Annotated in this window: 13 protein-coding genes; 5 read left to right on the top strand and 8 right to left on the bottom strand. The window is 72.1% G+C overall.

Annotation, left to right across the window (positions count from 1 at the left end; all coding sequences use genetic code 11):
• Window positions 1-28 precede the first annotated feature (28 nt).
• The 3 genes from BCD49_RS24030 to BCD49_RS24020 all read right to left on the bottom strand — a co-directional run bounded on the left by BCD49_RS24030 (window position 29) and on the right by BCD49_RS24020 (window position 2820).
• On the bottom strand, window positions 29-586 hold the full coding sequence (locus BCD49_RS24030; RefSeq protein WP_071041936.1) for an SDR family NAD(P)-dependent oxidoreductase: 558 nt from the start codon (window positions 584-586) through the stop codon (window positions 29-31).
• 93 nt (window positions 587-679) lie between these two features.
• A complete protein-coding gene (locus tag BCD49_RS41005) occupies window positions 680-1117 on the bottom strand; it encodes a LapA family protein (RefSeq protein WP_241832387.1) in 438 nt (145 codons plus the stop codon).
• 158 nt (window positions 1118-1275) lie between these two features.
• A complete protein-coding gene (locus tag BCD49_RS24020) occupies window positions 1276-2820 on the bottom strand; it encodes a carboxylesterase/lipase family protein (protein WP_007506873.1) in 1545 nt (514 codons plus the stop codon).
• 159 nt (window positions 2821-2979) lie between these two features.
• On the opposite strand from BCD49_RS24020, the gene BCD49_RS43680 reads away from it, so the two are divergent.
• The 3 genes from BCD49_RS43680 to BCD49_RS24010 all read left to right on the top strand — a co-directional run bounded on the left by BCD49_RS43680 (window position 2980) and on the right by BCD49_RS24010 (window position 6608).
• Window positions 2980-3129, top strand: coding sequence for a hypothetical protein (locus BCD49_RS43680; protein ID WP_206744934.1), 150 nt, complete (start codon window positions 2980-2982; stop codon window positions 3127-3129).
• A gap of 130 nt (window positions 3130-3259) precedes the next feature.
• The gene (locus BCD49_RS24015) at window positions 3260-5845 is read left to right on the top strand and encodes an FHA domain-containing protein (protein WP_071041935.1); all 2586 of its coding nucleotides are present in this window, start codon (window positions 3260-3262) and stop codon (window positions 5843-5845) included.
• 271 nt (window positions 5846-6116) lie between these two features.
• Window positions 6117-6608, top strand: a complete 492-nt coding sequence (locus BCD49_RS24010) for a hypothetical protein (protein WP_007506869.1) — start codon at window positions 6117-6119, stop codon at window positions 6606-6608.
• A gap of 23 nt (window positions 6609-6631) precedes the next feature.
• Here BCD49_RS24010 and BCD49_RS24005 read toward each other — a convergent pair whose 3' ends face one another.
• The 3 genes from BCD49_RS24005 to BCD49_RS23995 are packed head-to-tail and all read right to left on the bottom strand — an operon-like array spanning window position 6632 to window position 8663.
• Window positions 6632-7354: a hypothetical protein gene (locus tag BCD49_RS24005; RefSeq protein ID WP_007506868.1), complete on the bottom strand. Its 723-nt coding sequence runs from the start codon at window positions 7352-7354 to the stop codon at window positions 6632-6634.
• Window positions 7351-8247 carry an ABC transporter ATP-binding protein gene (locus BCD49_RS24000; RefSeq protein ID WP_007506867.1) on the bottom strand — a complete coding sequence of 299 codons (897 nt, stop codon included), beginning with the start codon at window positions 8245-8247 and terminating at the stop codon, window positions 7351-7353. The genes BCD49_RS24005 and BCD49_RS24000 overlap by 4 nt, the downstream gene beginning before the upstream one ends.
• Window positions 8244-8663: a GntR family transcriptional regulator gene (locus BCD49_RS23995; protein ID WP_007506866.1), complete on the bottom strand. Its 420-nt coding sequence runs from the start codon at window positions 8661-8663 to the stop codon at window positions 8244-8246. The genes BCD49_RS24000 and BCD49_RS23995 overlap by 4 nt, the downstream gene beginning before the upstream one ends.
• Before the next feature lie 253 nt (window positions 8664-8916).
• Between BCD49_RS23995 and BCD49_RS23990 the strand changes: the two genes are divergently transcribed.
• Window positions 8917-9762 (top strand): DNA-formamidopyrimidine glycosylase family protein, encoded by an 846-nt coding sequence (locus BCD49_RS23990; RefSeq protein WP_007506865.1) that lies wholly within the window; start codon window positions 8917-8919, stop codon window positions 9760-9762.
• A gap of 32 nt (window positions 9763-9794) precedes the next feature.
• On the opposite strand, the gene BCD49_RS44260 is transcribed toward BCD49_RS23990, so the two are convergent.
• The gene (locus tag BCD49_RS44260) at window positions 9795-10598 is read right to left on the bottom strand and encodes a hypothetical protein (RefSeq protein ID WP_198939459.1); all 804 of its coding nucleotides are present in this window, start codon (window positions 10596-10598) and stop codon (window positions 9795-9797) included.
• An 828-nt stretch (window positions 10599-11426) separates the two neighbouring features.
• On the opposite strand from BCD49_RS44260, the gene BCD49_RS23975 reads away from it, so the two are divergent.
• The gene (locus BCD49_RS23975; RefSeq protein ID WP_083401674.1) at window positions 11427-12635 is read left to right on the top strand and encodes a glycosyltransferase family 4 protein; all 1209 of its coding nucleotides are present in this window, start codon (window positions 11427-11429) and stop codon (window positions 12633-12635) included.
• A 119-nt stretch (window positions 12636-12754) separates the two neighbouring features.
• Here BCD49_RS23975 and BCD49_RS23970 read toward each other — a convergent pair whose 3' ends face one another.
• Window positions 12755-14275 carry a class I adenylate-forming enzyme family protein gene (locus BCD49_RS23970; RefSeq protein ID WP_007506860.1) on the bottom strand — a complete coding sequence of 507 codons (1521 nt, stop codon included), beginning with the start codon at window positions 14273-14275 and terminating at the stop codon, window positions 12755-12757.
• Window positions 14276-14325: the final 50 nt, after the last annotated feature.

Raw genomic sequence — 14325 nt, 5'->3', positions numbered from 1 at the left:
TCGGGCCGTGGCCGCTACCCTTGCCCGCTCACCACACGCTGTCGCCGCGCAGAACCGCGTCCGCGCCACCATCGACGAAGATCACCTGTCCGGTGACATGGCTGTTGTGCGGGCCGGCCAGCCAGGCCAGGTAGAGCAGCTGTCCCGCGCCACGGTCGACGGCGGCCTGTGCGGCGGTGACGGCGGCCGGCTCGTCCGCGGCCAGGCAGCCGGCCACGATCGCCGGGTCGGCCGGATGTAGGCAGGCCACCGAGTCGACGACGACCGCGGCCGGGTTCGTGCCAGCGGCCAGCAGCGGACGCAGCCCGGTCAAGGTGGCGACGGCGCCGAAGAAGTTGACGCRCACCGTCCGCGGGTCGCGCCGGGAGACACCGGCGCAGGCGACTACCGCGTCCAGCCGGCCACCGGTGAGCTCGCGAACCCGGTCGACCAGCTCCTCCCGCCCCGCCCTGGCCGCCAGGTCGACCGTGACCTCGGTGTCCTTCAGATCGACCCCGATCACGGTCGCACCCTGGTCGAGGAGAAGCTCGGCCGTGGCCCGGCCGATGCCGGAGGCAGCGCCGGTGACCACATAGGTACGGGACATGACCGCATTTCCCCCCCGAGCCCCCGCCGGCGGGCCGAGTCCGGCACGCCAGCCAGGCGCGGTATCCGGCGGAAGGATCCGCCGATGTCGCGGTCACACCCGCGGCGCGTCCTGGTCCACCTTGCCTCGGAGCCACCGCGTCCGCACCCGCGTGGCGGGCGGCGCCGGTGCTGCCGGTGGTGCGGGCACCGGTGCTGGCGCTGTCTGGACCTGCGGCGCTGTCTGGACCTGCGGCGCTGTCTGGACCTGCGGCGGTACCGGGACCTGCGGCGGCTGGGCGTCGGCGATGCGGTGGCGACGCGCCACCCGGCGCAGCTGGATCATGCGGCCGGTCCCGGGAATCGCGACCAGCAGGGCACCCGCGATCGCGGCGAACAGCATCGCGACCGCCAGCGGCAGATGGCCGTGGGCGCCCAGGAACGAGACCTTGACCCGCTGGCCGTTCTGCAAGATGAAGATCAAGAGGATCACGAGGATGACCGCGGAGAAGATCATTGCCGACCAGGCCCGGCTCAGACGGGTCGGGCGCACGACATGCTGCGGGACGGCGGGCGGCGCCGGGTCTGTCTCGGGTGGCCGTGCGTCTGGTACCGGGTCGACTGTTGTCATACCCGCGTGATACCCAGTCTCCTTCTGTTTTAGGCCGCCTTCGGCTACCGTCTCATCGCTTTTACTCCTTCGGCCTGAAACTAGGTGCCGAGCAGTGGGAGGGGCAGGAAGGAGTGCTTCTGCCAGATCAACCGGGATCGCTCCTCCGGGTAGCTCGTGACGGCCGAGGTGCTGTCGAAGACGTGGGTGAGGCGCCGGTCGGGGTCATAGGCGGGCCAGCCCGGGTCGCCATGAATGGCGAACCTCGTCCAGGCGGTCCGCATCTCGGCGGACAACGCCACCGCCTCGGGGCTGGGACCTTCGCCGATCAGCATGGCGGGCTGGCCGCTGGTGAGGTTGCCGAAGACGAGTGGCACGTCGAGGCCGTGGCAGGCGCCGAAGGCGCCGCCCATGCCGGGGGCGGCCCAGGCCAGCTCGTAGACGTGCGCGTGGCCGCCGCCCGCGACCTGCGCCTCGGCGAGGTGCAGGGAGGGCATCCGGAACAGCCAGTCCGAATGGACCAGTTCGTACAGCTGGTCGGGGCTCGCCTGCGGATAGGCGGCGTGGTAGCGGCTGGCACCGTCGTCACCGGGCGCGAAGACCTGTAGCGCCTCCGTCGCCTGTTCGAGCGTCACCTGGCCGAGCAGGCCGGTGATGGCGGTGAACAACCGCTGTTCGTCGCGGGTGTGCCCGGCGAGCAGACCGACGCCCCGACCGGCGCCACCGGCCAAGGCCTGCCACGGCGTGGTCGGCAGGACCTCGCCGTCGACGACGGGGGCGAACAGGATCGACCGATGCGCGGCCTGGCCCCAGCGCCCGGCCCGCTCGACGATCCCGGCGGCGACCAGGTCACCGGCGGCGGCCAGCAGCGCCGGCTCCACGCTCGCGAGGTCCGCGACGGTAGGACGCATCCCCACCTCGTCGGCACAGGCGGCGGCGATGTCGGCGGCGAGCCGCCGGGAGAAGAACGTGCCCGGCACGCTCTGGGCGATAGCCCTGCGGAAGAGCCCGGCCGCGCGGGGCATGGCCAGCAGGGCCGCGACAGATCCGCCGCCCGCCGACTCGCCGAAGACCGTGACCTCGTCGGGGTCACCGCCGAAGGCGGCGATGTTGTCGCGTACCCATTCCAGGAGGGCGACCTGGTCGAGCAGCCCACGGTTGGCGGGTGCATCGACGATCTCGGCGAAACCCTCCGCGCCGAGGCGGTAGTTGAACGTCACGACGACGACCCGGCCGTCCCGGGCGAGGTGGCCGCCCTCGTACTCGGGCGAGCTGGACTTACCGAAGACGTAGCCCCCGCCGTAGATCCACACCATCACCGGAAGCCGCGCGCCGGGCTCAGGCTCGGGCGACCAGACGTTGACGGTCAACCAGTCGTCGTCCGCCGTGCCCGCGGCGGTCGAATCCTGGCCGAACGCGTCGGCCTGCGGGGGTGGCGGTCCRTACGACACGGCCGGCCGTACGCCGTCCCAGGTCTGTGGCGGCCGCGGCGCGGCGAAGCGGAGCTCGCCGACCGGCGGCGCGGCGTAGGGGACACCGCGGAAGACCGCCAGGCCCCCCTCCCGGCTACCACGCAGGGTCCCGGCCGCCAGGCGGACCTGAGGCGCGGGCCCGGCGGAAACCGATCCGGCATCGATGCTCGTCACGGTTCTCCCTCGACAGATGCCGCATCCGCGGTCGTAGCCGCGGCTGTCGACGCGGGCGACGGCATCCTCACGCCAGATCGAATTCCTCGCCAACCATTTTTTGAAGATCTGACTGTTGGTGATCTAGCAGGTCCAGACGCCTCCGCCCGCCTGGTGAGCATGATCGTCGAGGTGGTGATCGCGTCGGCGGCCCCGGCCGCGTACCGCACCGTCGACCGCGACGCGCGGGTGTGGCTGGCGTGGGTGGTGATCCGCGCCGTCKGGCGCAGCAAGGCGCGCCGCTGTTGCGACAATGGTCTAGAAAGGTAGATCTGCCCACGGAGAATCCGGGTCGGATCGTGGTTCCCGCGCCGCCGGACGAGGCAGGCGGCCACCGGTCGGGATCGACGATCAGTGGCCTGAGCAGTTGTCATGGCGCCAGAGCGTGCGGAGGGATGACTTGTCGGCTGCTCTGACGGTTCGCCGCCGCGACGAGGTCTTCGTCGTGGAGCCAGGCCAGTCGTTCCTCGTGGGCCGGGACGCCACCGCCGATCTGGTGGTCGCCGACCCGCGGGTGTCCCGGCGTCACCTGCTGATCGAGCCGACGGCCGACGGCTGGGAGGTCGTGGGCCTAGGGAGCGGCGGGACGTGGATGGCTGGGCACCGGGTAAGCCGGATGCCGGTCCGTGCCCAGTCCGAGTTCCGCCTGGGCTCGGTGGACGGGCCGCGTATCACCGTGGCCCCGGCCCGGGCCGCGGTGGAGGCGGAGATGGAAGCGGAGGCGGAGGCGCCCGCCACCATGCCGATCCGGCGGCCGACGCCGCCCGCGCGGTCCCAGGAGGTGACCGTCCACATCGGTGACCTCGGCGCGTTGACCGGCCGGCGGCTCGGATCCACGGGGCCCGGTCCCGCCGCGGTGCCCGAACTCGGCGGCCCGGGCCACGTCCACCCGCTGCGGCCCGGTCGGATGTCCGTCGGCCGTGCGCTGACGAACGACCTGGTCGTCGGCGACCTGCTCGCCTCCCGGAAGCACGCCGAGCTGACCGTCGGCCCGGACGGCGTGCGCGTCGTCGACCTCGGCTCGGCGAACGGTACCTACGTCAACGGCCGCAGGGTCGAACAGGCGTCGCTGCGCGCCGGTGACCTGATCGCCGTCGGCCACCACGTGTTCCAGGCCGTCGGCGACGCGGGCGACGCCGATGACCCGCGGGCGGTCCCGACCTGGCTGGCCGAGTACCTCGACACCGGCGACGTCGCCTTCGAGGTGGAGGGCCTGTGTGTCGACGTCGACGGGGCCCGGCTGTTGCACGACATCAGCTTCCGCCTGCCCGGGCGGTCGCTGCTCGGGGTGATCGGGCCCAGCGGGGCGGGGAAGACGACGCTGCTGGGCGCGCTCACCGGGTTCCRCCCGGCCGGCGCCGGAACCGTCCGCTACGGCGGCCGCGACCTGTACGCCGAGTACGACGAACTGCGCCGGCGCATTGGCTACGTGCCGCAGGACGACATCCTGCACACCACCCTCACCGTTCGCCAGGCCCTGGACTACGGCGCGCGGCTGCGCTTCCCCGCCGAGACCACCTGGGCGGAGCGCGGCGCACGCGTGGACGCCGTGCTCGCCGAGCTCGGCCTCACCACCCGCGGAGCGGACAAGCTCGACCTCGCCGACGCCACCGCGACCGGTGAGTGGACGCTGCCCAGCGGGGTCGACCTGTCCGACCGGCGAGTAGCGACGCTGTCCGGTGGCCAGCGCAAGCGGACCAGCATCGCGCTCGAGCTGCTCACCCAACCGACCCTGCTCTATCTCGACGAACCGACGTCCGGACTGGACCCCGGCCTCGACCAGGAGGTCATGCGGTCGCTGCGCGGACTCGCGGACGACCGGCGGACGGTCGTCGTCGTGACCCACAGCGTGGCCCAGCTCGACCTGTGCGACTTCCTGCTGGTTCTCACCCGGGGCGGGCATGTGGCCTACTTCGGCCCGCCTCAGGGCGCGTTGCCCTTCCTCGGCCAGGCCAGCTGGGCGGACGCCTTCGGAGTTCTCGAGAGCGCCGACGGCGCGGCTCGACTCGCCCGCCGGCACCGGTCCTCGGTTCACCTCGCGAAGAACCCGCCCGCCACGCCGGTCGCCCCGCCCCCCGCCCCGCCGGTCGTCCGGCGAGCGCGCGCGCCGCTGCCGACGCCACGCCAGCAGTCGATGCTCTCCCAGCTGCTGACCCTGAGCCGCCGGTACGGGCGGATCATCGCCGCCGATCACTCCTACCTGCGCATGATCGTCGCCTATCCGTTCCTGTTGGGGCTCCTTCCGCGGCTGGTCGAGACCCCGCACGGGCTACGCGCGGTGCCGACGGGAGAGCCGAACCGGGACGCGATCCGCGTTCTGCTCGTCGTCACGCTCGTGGCGAGTTTCCTGGGCATGTCCAACGCGATCCGTGAGATCGTCAAGGAACGGCCCGTCTACCTGCGTGAACGCGCCATCGGCCTGTCTACCACCGCCTATCTCGGTTCCAAGGCGCTGGTCCTGACCATGATCACCTCGGTGCAGAGCATCGTGATCACCGTCATCGGTTTCGCGGGGCGGCTCCCGGCCGACGGGCTGCTCACCAGTTATCCGATCGTGGAGATGACGGTCATCGTCGCGGCGACCGGGACCACCGCGGCCATGCTGGGCCTCGCGGTGTCCGCGCTGGTCGACAACGCCGACAAGGCGATGCCGCCGCTGGTCGTACTCTCCGCGGCACAGCTGGTGCTGGCCGGCCCGCTGATCTCGCTCGCCGGTCGCCCCGGGCTGAACCAGTTGTCCTGGCTGTTGCCCGGCCGCTGGGGCGACGCCGCCGCGGCCTCGCTGACCGACCTCATCGACGTCCAGAAGCTGACTGACCCACGCCTCAACCCGGGAGTCTCTCCTGATCCGCTCTGGCGGCACACGACGGAGACCCTGTTGCTCGACCTGGGCGCCCTCACCGCGCTCGGCCTTGCCAGCCTGGCCGCCGCCGGTCTGTTCCTTGGCCGGCTCGACCCCCGTTTCTCCCGTCCTGGCCCCGGCTGAGCGGAGCCCTGACTCGTCGGCGGCGGCTCCCGATGCGCTGCACGAGGCATCGAGAATCCTGGCGCGTCTTCTGGCGAGAGCTCGACTGCCGCGGGTGAAAAATAAAGGCGGGCGTGAAGGAAGCCCCGCGGCTATCGTGGTGCTCAGAATGATGGATGTATCTACACAGAACGTGAACCTCGAAGGTCGCGGACGGAAACCAGACGCTCAGCCGCCCGTTGGTTTTCCCGATGCCCGGCCGGTGCCGTGTCCGGAGCCCGAGCCGTTGCCGATGCTTGGCGTCGATGTCGGCGGTGTGCTCACGAGCCGGGCCGCCGACGACCAGGACACGTCGTTCTTCAGCTCCCAGCCGATGCTGACACCGGCGGTCGCCGGCGCGTTCGACGCGCTGACGACGTTGGCCGCCGGCCCGTTCGCCGGCCGGATCCACATCGTCTCCAAGTGTGGTCCGAAGATCGCAGCCCTCACCCGCGAGTGGCTCGGGCATCACGAGTTCTTCGAGCGCACTGGGATCCCGTCGGCGAACCTGCACTTCGTCCGCCGCCGCCCCGAGAAGGCCCCGGTCTGCGCTCGCCTCGGCATCACCCATTTCATCGACGACCGCCTCGACGTCCTGGTCCACATGACGACCGTGCCGCACCGCTACCTGTTCCTGGGCGACGCCCCGGAACGAACCGCCTCCGAACCGGTGCCTCCGTGGGCCGTTCCGGCCACGTCGTGGACCGATCTGGCCGTCCTGCTGGCGGCCGGCCGCGACCACTGACGCGGGCCCGGCTGGCAAGTCCGTCAGATCGTCACGCGGCGCAGGGTGGTGAAGCCGCCGGCCATGAGCGCGACCGCCACGGCGGCGAGCACCCCGGTGAGCCCGATCGCGGACAGCGTGGTGAAGAAGTGCCCGACGTCGGACCAGCTGTGGGACCAGGTCGTGGCGAGCGCCCCGGCGAGCAGGACGGTGACCTGCCCGGCCGAGAAGGCGATCAGGCCGATGAGGGACCAGCGCCGGTAGACCAGGCCCCACCAGCAGCCGTAGACGTAGAGCAGGGTGAGAACGACGAACGACGTCAGCCAGGCCTCGTACCAGGCGCCGTCGAGGATGTACGGCAGCCGGAACATGCGCATCGACAGGCCCCAGCCGCCGGTCGCGCCCTCGACGGCCCGCAGGACGGTGAGGATCACGCCGGTGACCGCGGCGTAGGTCACCGCGAGGAGGGCCGTCCCCAGGTAGTAGCTGCGCCGGGACAGGCCCAGCGCGAGTCCGAACGACAGCCCCTTGGTGATGCTCTGCAGACCGATGACGAAGGCGACCACGCAGACGGCCGCCAGGCCGCCGACCGAGTGATCGCCCTGGTCACTGCTGGGGAGCAGGCCGACGACGATCACATCGACCGTGAAGGCGAAGACCAGCCCCGCGCCCGGCGCGACGAGGTAGGCGACTCGGTCGAGCAGGTGGTAGCGGGCGACCTTGATCGCGGTGCGGAGAGTGCTGGCGGTGGGGGCCGCGGTGTTCACGCGTGTGACCTTTCCGTTCGTTCGCCGGCCGCCCCGGCACTGGCGTGGACGACGGCCTGCTGCAGTGACAGGGGGGTGAGGGTGAGGTTCAGCTCGCGGGCCCACGCCCGGTCGCCGTCGGTCAGCGGGCTGCCGACCACCACCGACGCGTGGGACGCGAGCGTGCGACGGTCCCAGACGCGCCGGCCGGCCGCGAACGCGTCCACCGCCGGCACCGCTCCGCTCACGGCCGTCGTGGCGCCGCGCACGGTGTCCGCGTCGGCGTCGAGCACGACCCGCCCGCGGTCGATCATCACCACCCGCTCCAGCAGCCCGGAGACCTCGTCGATGAGGTGCGTCGACAGCAGGACCGTCCGTGGGTGCTCGGTGTAGTCCGCGATGAGCTGGTCGTAGAAGATCTGGCGGGCGACGGCGTCGAGGCCGGCGTAGGGCTCGTCGAACAGCGTGACCTCGGCCCTCGCGGCCAGGCCCACGACGATCCCGACGGCGGAGCGCATCCCGCGGGAGAGCTTCTTGACGGGCCGGCCGACCGGCAGGTCGAACGCGCGGAGCAGGGCGTCGGCCAGCTCGCCGCTCCAGTCGGGGTAGAACCACGACGCCGCCCGCAGGACATGCCCAACCCTGACGTCCGGATAGGACTGGTCCTCGCGGACCAGCACCATCCGACGCAGTACCGCGTCGTTCTCGATCGGGCTCGCGCCGAGGACCCGGACCTCGCCGGCCGACGGAAACTCCTGGGCCGCGAGAATCCGCAGGAACGTGGTCTTGCCGGCGCCGTTGCGCCCCAGCAGACCGGTGATGGTCGCGTCCTCGATGTCGACGGTGACGTCATCGAGGGCGACGTGGCCGCGATAGCGGCGGGTCAGGCCACTCACCGCGATGGTGGGTGTCATACCGTGATGCCTCCCCTGGCGGATCTGGGTTCTGTCTCATCGAGGGCGGCGCCGGGCGGGCCCTCGCTCACCTGGCGGACCAGCGCGAGCAGAGCCTCGGCATCGATACCGAGCCGGTTCGCCTCGTCGACCATGGGCGCCACGTACCGCTGGGCGAAGGCCTGGCGGCGGCGTTCCACCAGGCGCTCGCGGGCGCCCGCGGCGACGAACATGCCCACGCCGCGGCGCTTCTCCAGTAGCCCGTCCTCGGTCAGCACGTTGAGCCCCTTCGCCGCGGTGGCCGGGTTGATCCGGTAGAAGGCCGCGAGCTCGTTGCTCGACGGCGCCCGCCCGCCCTCGGGGAGCGTGCCGTCCGCGATCTCGTCGGCCAGCCGCTCGGCGATCTGGGCGAAGATCGGGCTGCTGTCGTCGAGCACGCCCCTGCCCCTCTCCTCGGCCGTACCCATCCGTCCCGATGGTTGGTCGGTTCATTACTTGACTAATGTACCGACGAACGGAGGGGTGTCAAGGCTCGGCCACTGGTCGCCGGACGGGTCCCTCACGCCGGCTGTGGTCAGCCGCCTCGACGGCCACCTCGACGTGGATCAGATGACGTCGGCGGTCCGGGCTTCGCCGGTTCGACGGCCGGCCGGCGAGAATCGAAGACGGAGTCGTTCGAGGGGGACACCTGTGCCAGAAGGAGACACCGTCTACCAGGCCGCCCGCCGGCTGCACCAGGCGCTGGCTGGTCAGGTGCTGTCTGTCAGCGACTTCAGGGTGCCGCGGTACGCGACGGTCGACCTGACCGGCAGCACGGTGCTCGAGGTGGTGCCTCGCGGCAAGCACCTGCTGATGCGTTGCTCCGGCGGTACTACGGTGCATTCCCACCTTCGGATGGAGGGTGCGTGGCGCACCTTCGCCGCCGGCGAGCCCTGGCGTGGCGGACCCGGCTGGCAGATCCGGGTGGTGCTCGGCAACGCGCGGCACGTCGCGGTCGGCTATCGGCTGCCCGTTCTCGACATCCTGCGGACCGCTGACGAACCGGCCGTCGTGGGTCATCTCGGTCCCGACGTGCTCGGGCCGGACTGGGACCTCGACCGTGTGCTGGCGGCCGCGCTGGCCCGGCCGGAGAGCGAGATCGGCATGGTCCTGCTGGATCAGACCGTGCTCGCGGGCCTGGGAAACATCTATCGGATCGAGGCGTGCTTCGTCGCCGGCGTCTCGCCGTGGACGCGGGTCGGCGAGGTTCCCGATCTCGGCAGGCTTGTCAACCGAGCCCGACAGATGATCCTGGTCAACGCGGATCGGCCCACGCGGGTCACGACCGGGTCGGCGCGGCCGGGGGAGCACCTGTGGGTCTACGGCCGCGGCCGGCGGCCGTGCCGTCGGTGCGGTACGGCCATCCGGGTAGCTGAGCAGGCGCAGTCGGACGCCCCCGAGGAAGGGCGCGTCACCTACTGGTGCCCGCGCTGCCAACGCGGACCGGCCCCGATGGGCTCGCCTGGTGCCGGCGGCGGTACCAGCATCCGGGCGTAGCGCGGCAGGTGGCGACACGCGGCGGAGGCGGGTCAGCCGCAGTGGGACCAGTCACTGCTCCACGAGACGTTGCCGAGGCTGCCACCCCATTTCACGCAGATCGCCTTCGCGTACGCCCTCACCGGACCCGCGTAGTACTGGTAGGAGCCCGCGTCGACCACCTGTGACGAACCGTTGCGCGCCTGCACCCAGGCCGACATCGACTGAGCCGTGCCCACGCCGGCACCGGACTTCAGCGTGACCACGCAGTTGTTGCTGCCGTCGTACATGAGGAAGATCTTGGCCGTCGTGGAGCCGTTGGTGAGGGTGTGGCTGTCGACCTGGGAGTAGCCGGAGCCGCACACCTGGGCGGCGGAGTAGGGGTTTGTCTTCGCCGCGCTGGGAGTGGAGGTGGTGGTGGTGGTGGTACCGGCCGAACCGGAGTTGGAACCCGAACCCGAACCCGCCCCGGATCCCGAGTTCGCGGTCGAGCCGGCACCGGATCCGGATCCCTGCGTGGATGCTGCCTGCTGTCCGGGCGCGGCGGCCGGTGGTTCGCCCGCGATGGTGTCGGCGTGGGTCGAGAGGACCGCTGGCGGCGGCTGAATACCGACCGGCCGAGATGGCGCGCCGGCGTCGGAACCACCACCTGAACGCGGCGGGGCCTCGTTTCCTGGCTCTGCCTGCGTACTGGGGAGGTCGGCTGGTGCTTTCCCGGTGCTCGGTGTGGCCGTCGCCCCAGGCCGCGCGGGCCGGTCGGGGTTTGGACTCGCCGCGGACGTGGTCGGTGCGGGGTCGTTCGTGGCCATGGCCGAGCCGTCGTTCGCGGTAACGGCGATCAGGATGATCGCGGTCACCGCGGCGGCGAACCCCGCTGTCGCGATGCTGGCCAGCCAGACGCGCCGGGGGATCGCGCCGCGCGGCCGGGGACCGGGTGAAGACCGCCGCCAGGATTCGAGGAAGGCCCCGTGCTCGGCGGGGCTGGACGGGCTTGGGCTGGACGGGTCGGGCGCCGGCGGCTGCCCGCCCGTCCCGATGCTCTTCGGGTGGTCGTTGGCCGCGGACCCGCCCAGTGTCAGGATCGGTAACCCCGCATTCGCGTCGAATGTCCGATTCGGAGGCTAACCGCCCGACTCAGGTCGCATACCTGCTTCACGAAAAGTTTGGCGACTGTTCGTGGAGGTCGTTCCTCCGTGTCTCGGCGTGCCCTCGCCGCCTCCTCGCCTCGTCGCCTCGGCCCGAGCGCCGGCGTCACCGGGTCGCCGACGTCGATCTGGTCAAACCTCACCGAGCTGACGCCGCGCGGCGCCAGGCCGGATCGCGAGCCGCCAGGGCCTGCCCTGGATCGGCGGTACACACATCGAATTCACATCGTGGCGGTCCTAACGTGCGGCCATGCGGGTGCCGGTGGTCGAGGACGAGAGGCGTACCGCCGCGTTGCCGCGCCGGGGCCGCCCGGTGAGGGGTTCACCTTCGACGGAGATGTCGTCGGATGACGCGTGCCAGATCCGCCCCGGCCGGGTCGCCGTGCCGGGATTGGACCGCCTGGCTGACTTCGCCTCACATCGTGGCCTCATGAGCCGTGTCAATGCTGGGAAGGTATGGAGCACTCCTTCGGGTCGGATCTGACCGCTCCGGGCGGGCCAACCGGTCCTCGCCCGTCCATCGGCCCCGAGCGGTGGACGATGCCGCGGACGCTGGTGGTCGCGGACAAATTTCCCCCGGTCATCGGAGGCATCGAGACGTTCGCCCGGCAGCTGTCCGCCGCGCTACCGGCGGACYGGCTCGTGGTCGTCGCGCCCCCGCATCCGGACGCCGAGCGCCAGGACGCGGCCGCGCCGTTCTCGGTGATCCGCAGCTCCGCGGCCGCGATGACCTCTCCGGACGCCGGGCGTCGGCTGGGACGACTCGCCGCCGCGGCGGACTGCTCGGCGGCCTGGTTTCCGTCCGCGACACCGCGCGCCCTGGTCACGCCCGCCCTCCGGCGAGCCGGCGTCGACTGGGTCGTGGGCTCGACGCACGGACACGAGTTCGGCTGGTCGTACGTCCCGGTCGGCCGGTCGGTCGTGCGCGCCGTAGGCGACCGGGTCGATGTCCTGACATACGTGACGGACTTCAGCCTGCGGCGACTTCGTACGGTGGTGTCGCCGTCGGTACGTTTCGAGCCGCTGACCGGCGGTGTTGACGTCAACCGGTTCCGGCCCGATGCCGGCGGCGCGGACCTCCGTCGCGTCCATGGTTGGGGCGGGCGGCCTGTGGTGGCGTGCGTCGGCCGCCTGGTCGCCCGCAAGGGTCAGGACATGCTGATCCGCGCGTGGCCGGCCGTGCTGCGCCGTCACCCGGGTGCTCTGCTGCTCATCATCGGCCAAGGCCCGGACGCTCGCGTGCTGCGGCACCTTGCCCGCAGCGTCGGTGTCGACGCGAGCGTGCACTTCACCGGCGCTGTGTCCGCCGATGCGTTGCCCGCCTACCTGGACGCGGCCGACGTGTTCGCATTGCCGTCTCGCGCTCACGCCATGGGCCTCGGTCGGGAAGGCCTTGGCCTCGCGGCCCTCGAGGCCGCGGCCGCCGGCCTACCGGTGATCACCGGCGCCGCGGGTGGAGCGCCGGACGTCGTCCGTCACGGTGAGACGGGCCTGGTGGTCGACGGCGCGGATGTCATCGAGGTCGCCGCGGCCGTGAAGATGCTTCTTGCCGATCCGGTCCGCCGATACCGCATGGGCGAGGCCGGCCGCGCCTGGATGCGTGCCCGCTGGACCTGGGAGCACCTCGGCGCTCGGCTCGCCGCCCTGCTCACGCCTCCGCGGGTGGGCACCGGCAGTGACGAAAGGATGGGTGACGGTGGTGGTTGTTGTTGCCAACAGGGTCATCGTCAGGCGGACAACCGTTGGTGATAGGTGCGTCGCGTGGACAGGACCGCGTCGGATCGGTATTCCGGTGTCTTCCACAAGCTGGCCGAGCGGCGGGAGAGCCCCGCCATCGAGGCCGGGTGCCTTCGGGGTGCCGGTCGAGGTCAGTTGCCCTCGGGGTGCCGGTCGAGGCCCGCGAGCTCCAGCAGGCCGGTGCGTCGTACCTTGCCCATGGCGTTCACCGGCAGGGCGTCGACCTGGGACCAGATCTCCGGGACCTTGTAAGGAGCCAGCTCGCGGCGGCACAGCGCCGCGAGCGCGTCGAGATCCAGCGCCGCCGGGCCCGCGCTCTCGACCAGGGCGGCCACCCGTTGCCCGAGACGGTCGTCGGGCACGGCGCACACCGCGACCCGGGCGACGTCCGGGTGCGCCGAGATGACCCGTTCCACTTCGAGCGGGTAGACGTTCGCCCCGCCCCGGATGATGACCAGCTTCCTGCGGTCCAGCACCCGCAGCCAGCCGTCGCCGTCGACGGTCCCGATGTCACCGGTCGCGACGGGTCCCGGTTCCGGCGGGCGGACGGCTCCCCGCTCCCAGTACCCGAGCGTCGGGTGCCACGCTCCCGCCCACGGGCCGGTGGCGGCCCCGCTCAGCCGCAGCTCACCGGGCTCGCCGGCCGGCAGCCGGCGCCCCTCGTCGTCGTAGGCCGCGACGTCGTAGTGCGGCAGGACGCGGCCGCTCGCGCCTGGGCGCCACTCCTTACCCGGCGGGTCGATCGACACCACCGTGGGCGCCTCGGTCAGGCCGTAGGTGGCCCGGGGGAGCAGCCCGTGCGTGTCGGCGAAGGCCTGGCGCAGCGCGTCCGGGGTGTCGCTTCCTCCGCTCCACACCTCCTCGAGGGAGCTGAGGTCGGCCTCCGGGCGTCTGGCGAGGTCGTGGAGCTGGGCCGGCGCCCCGTTCCACACCGTGACCCGGCGAGTCGAGATCCACTCAGCGACGCCATCGACGTCGCGGCGGTTCATCACGACGGCGCACCCACCGGCCTGCGCGGTGAGCAGCGTGGACAGCACCATCAGGTTGAGGATCGTGAACGGGAAACTGTCGCCCTTGCGCAGCTGGGGGCCCCAGCCGCGGGTGGCGACGAGGACCGCGCCCGGCAGGAGCAGGTTGCGCTGGCTGTGCACCACCGCCTTCGGCCGCCCCGACGTCCCGCTGGTGAACGCGATCCCGGCCGGCGCGTCGGCGTCCACCTCGACCGGCGGGGCCTGCTCGGCGCCGGCCAGCAGCACCGCCCACCGGTCGGGATCGACGCGGCCGGGGGAGCTCAGCTGGCAGCGCGGCCCGGCCAGCACGACGCGCGGCTCGCAGATATCGCGCAGCTCCTCCTGCTCGCCTCCTGCCAGCGCCTCTCCGATCCCCGCCCAGACCGCCCCGATCCGCTGCGCGCCGTGGAAGGCCGCGACGATGTCCAGGTCGTTGGGCAGGCAGGCCGCGACCCGGTCGCCCGGGCGGACGCCGAGTGACCACAGAGCGCCAGCGGCCCGCCCGGCCTGCTCGTCGAGCTCGGCGTACGACCACGCGCCGGAGACCGCGTCGACCGCGGTGGCGCCCGGCCGCGACGCGAGGGCGGCGTCCAGCACCCGGGCGACCGTGGCCGGGAGGCGCGGCGTCGCGGACCTGTCCATCGTGGCTCCCGCCTTTCGTCGCACCCTGTCCGACGTCACGACGTGCCCGT

It is taken from the genome of Pseudofrankia sp. EUN1h, assembly GCF_001854645.1.
Classification (GTDB): domain Bacteria; phylum Actinomycetota; class Actinomycetes; order Frankiales; family Frankiaceae; genus Pseudofrankia; species Pseudofrankia saprophytica.
The sequence above is the reverse complement of the archived record's forward strand: the minus strand, read 5'-3'. Positions and strand labels throughout refer to the sequence as shown.

Excerpts from the sequence above, each read along its gene's own strand:
- BCD49_RS24000 (WP_007506867.1), bottom strand. The coding sequence starts at position 8,247 with ATGACACCCACCATCGCGGTGAGTGGCCTGACCCGCCGCTATCGCGGC.
- BCD49_RS24010 (WP_007506869.1), top strand. The coding sequence starts at position 6,117 with ATGCTTGGCGTCGATGTCGGCGGTGTGCTCACGAGCCGGGCCGCCGAC.
- BCD49_RS23970 (WP_007506860.1), bottom strand. The coding sequence starts at position 14,275 with ATGGACAGGTCCGCGACGCCGCGCCTCCCGGCCACGGTCGCCCGGGTG.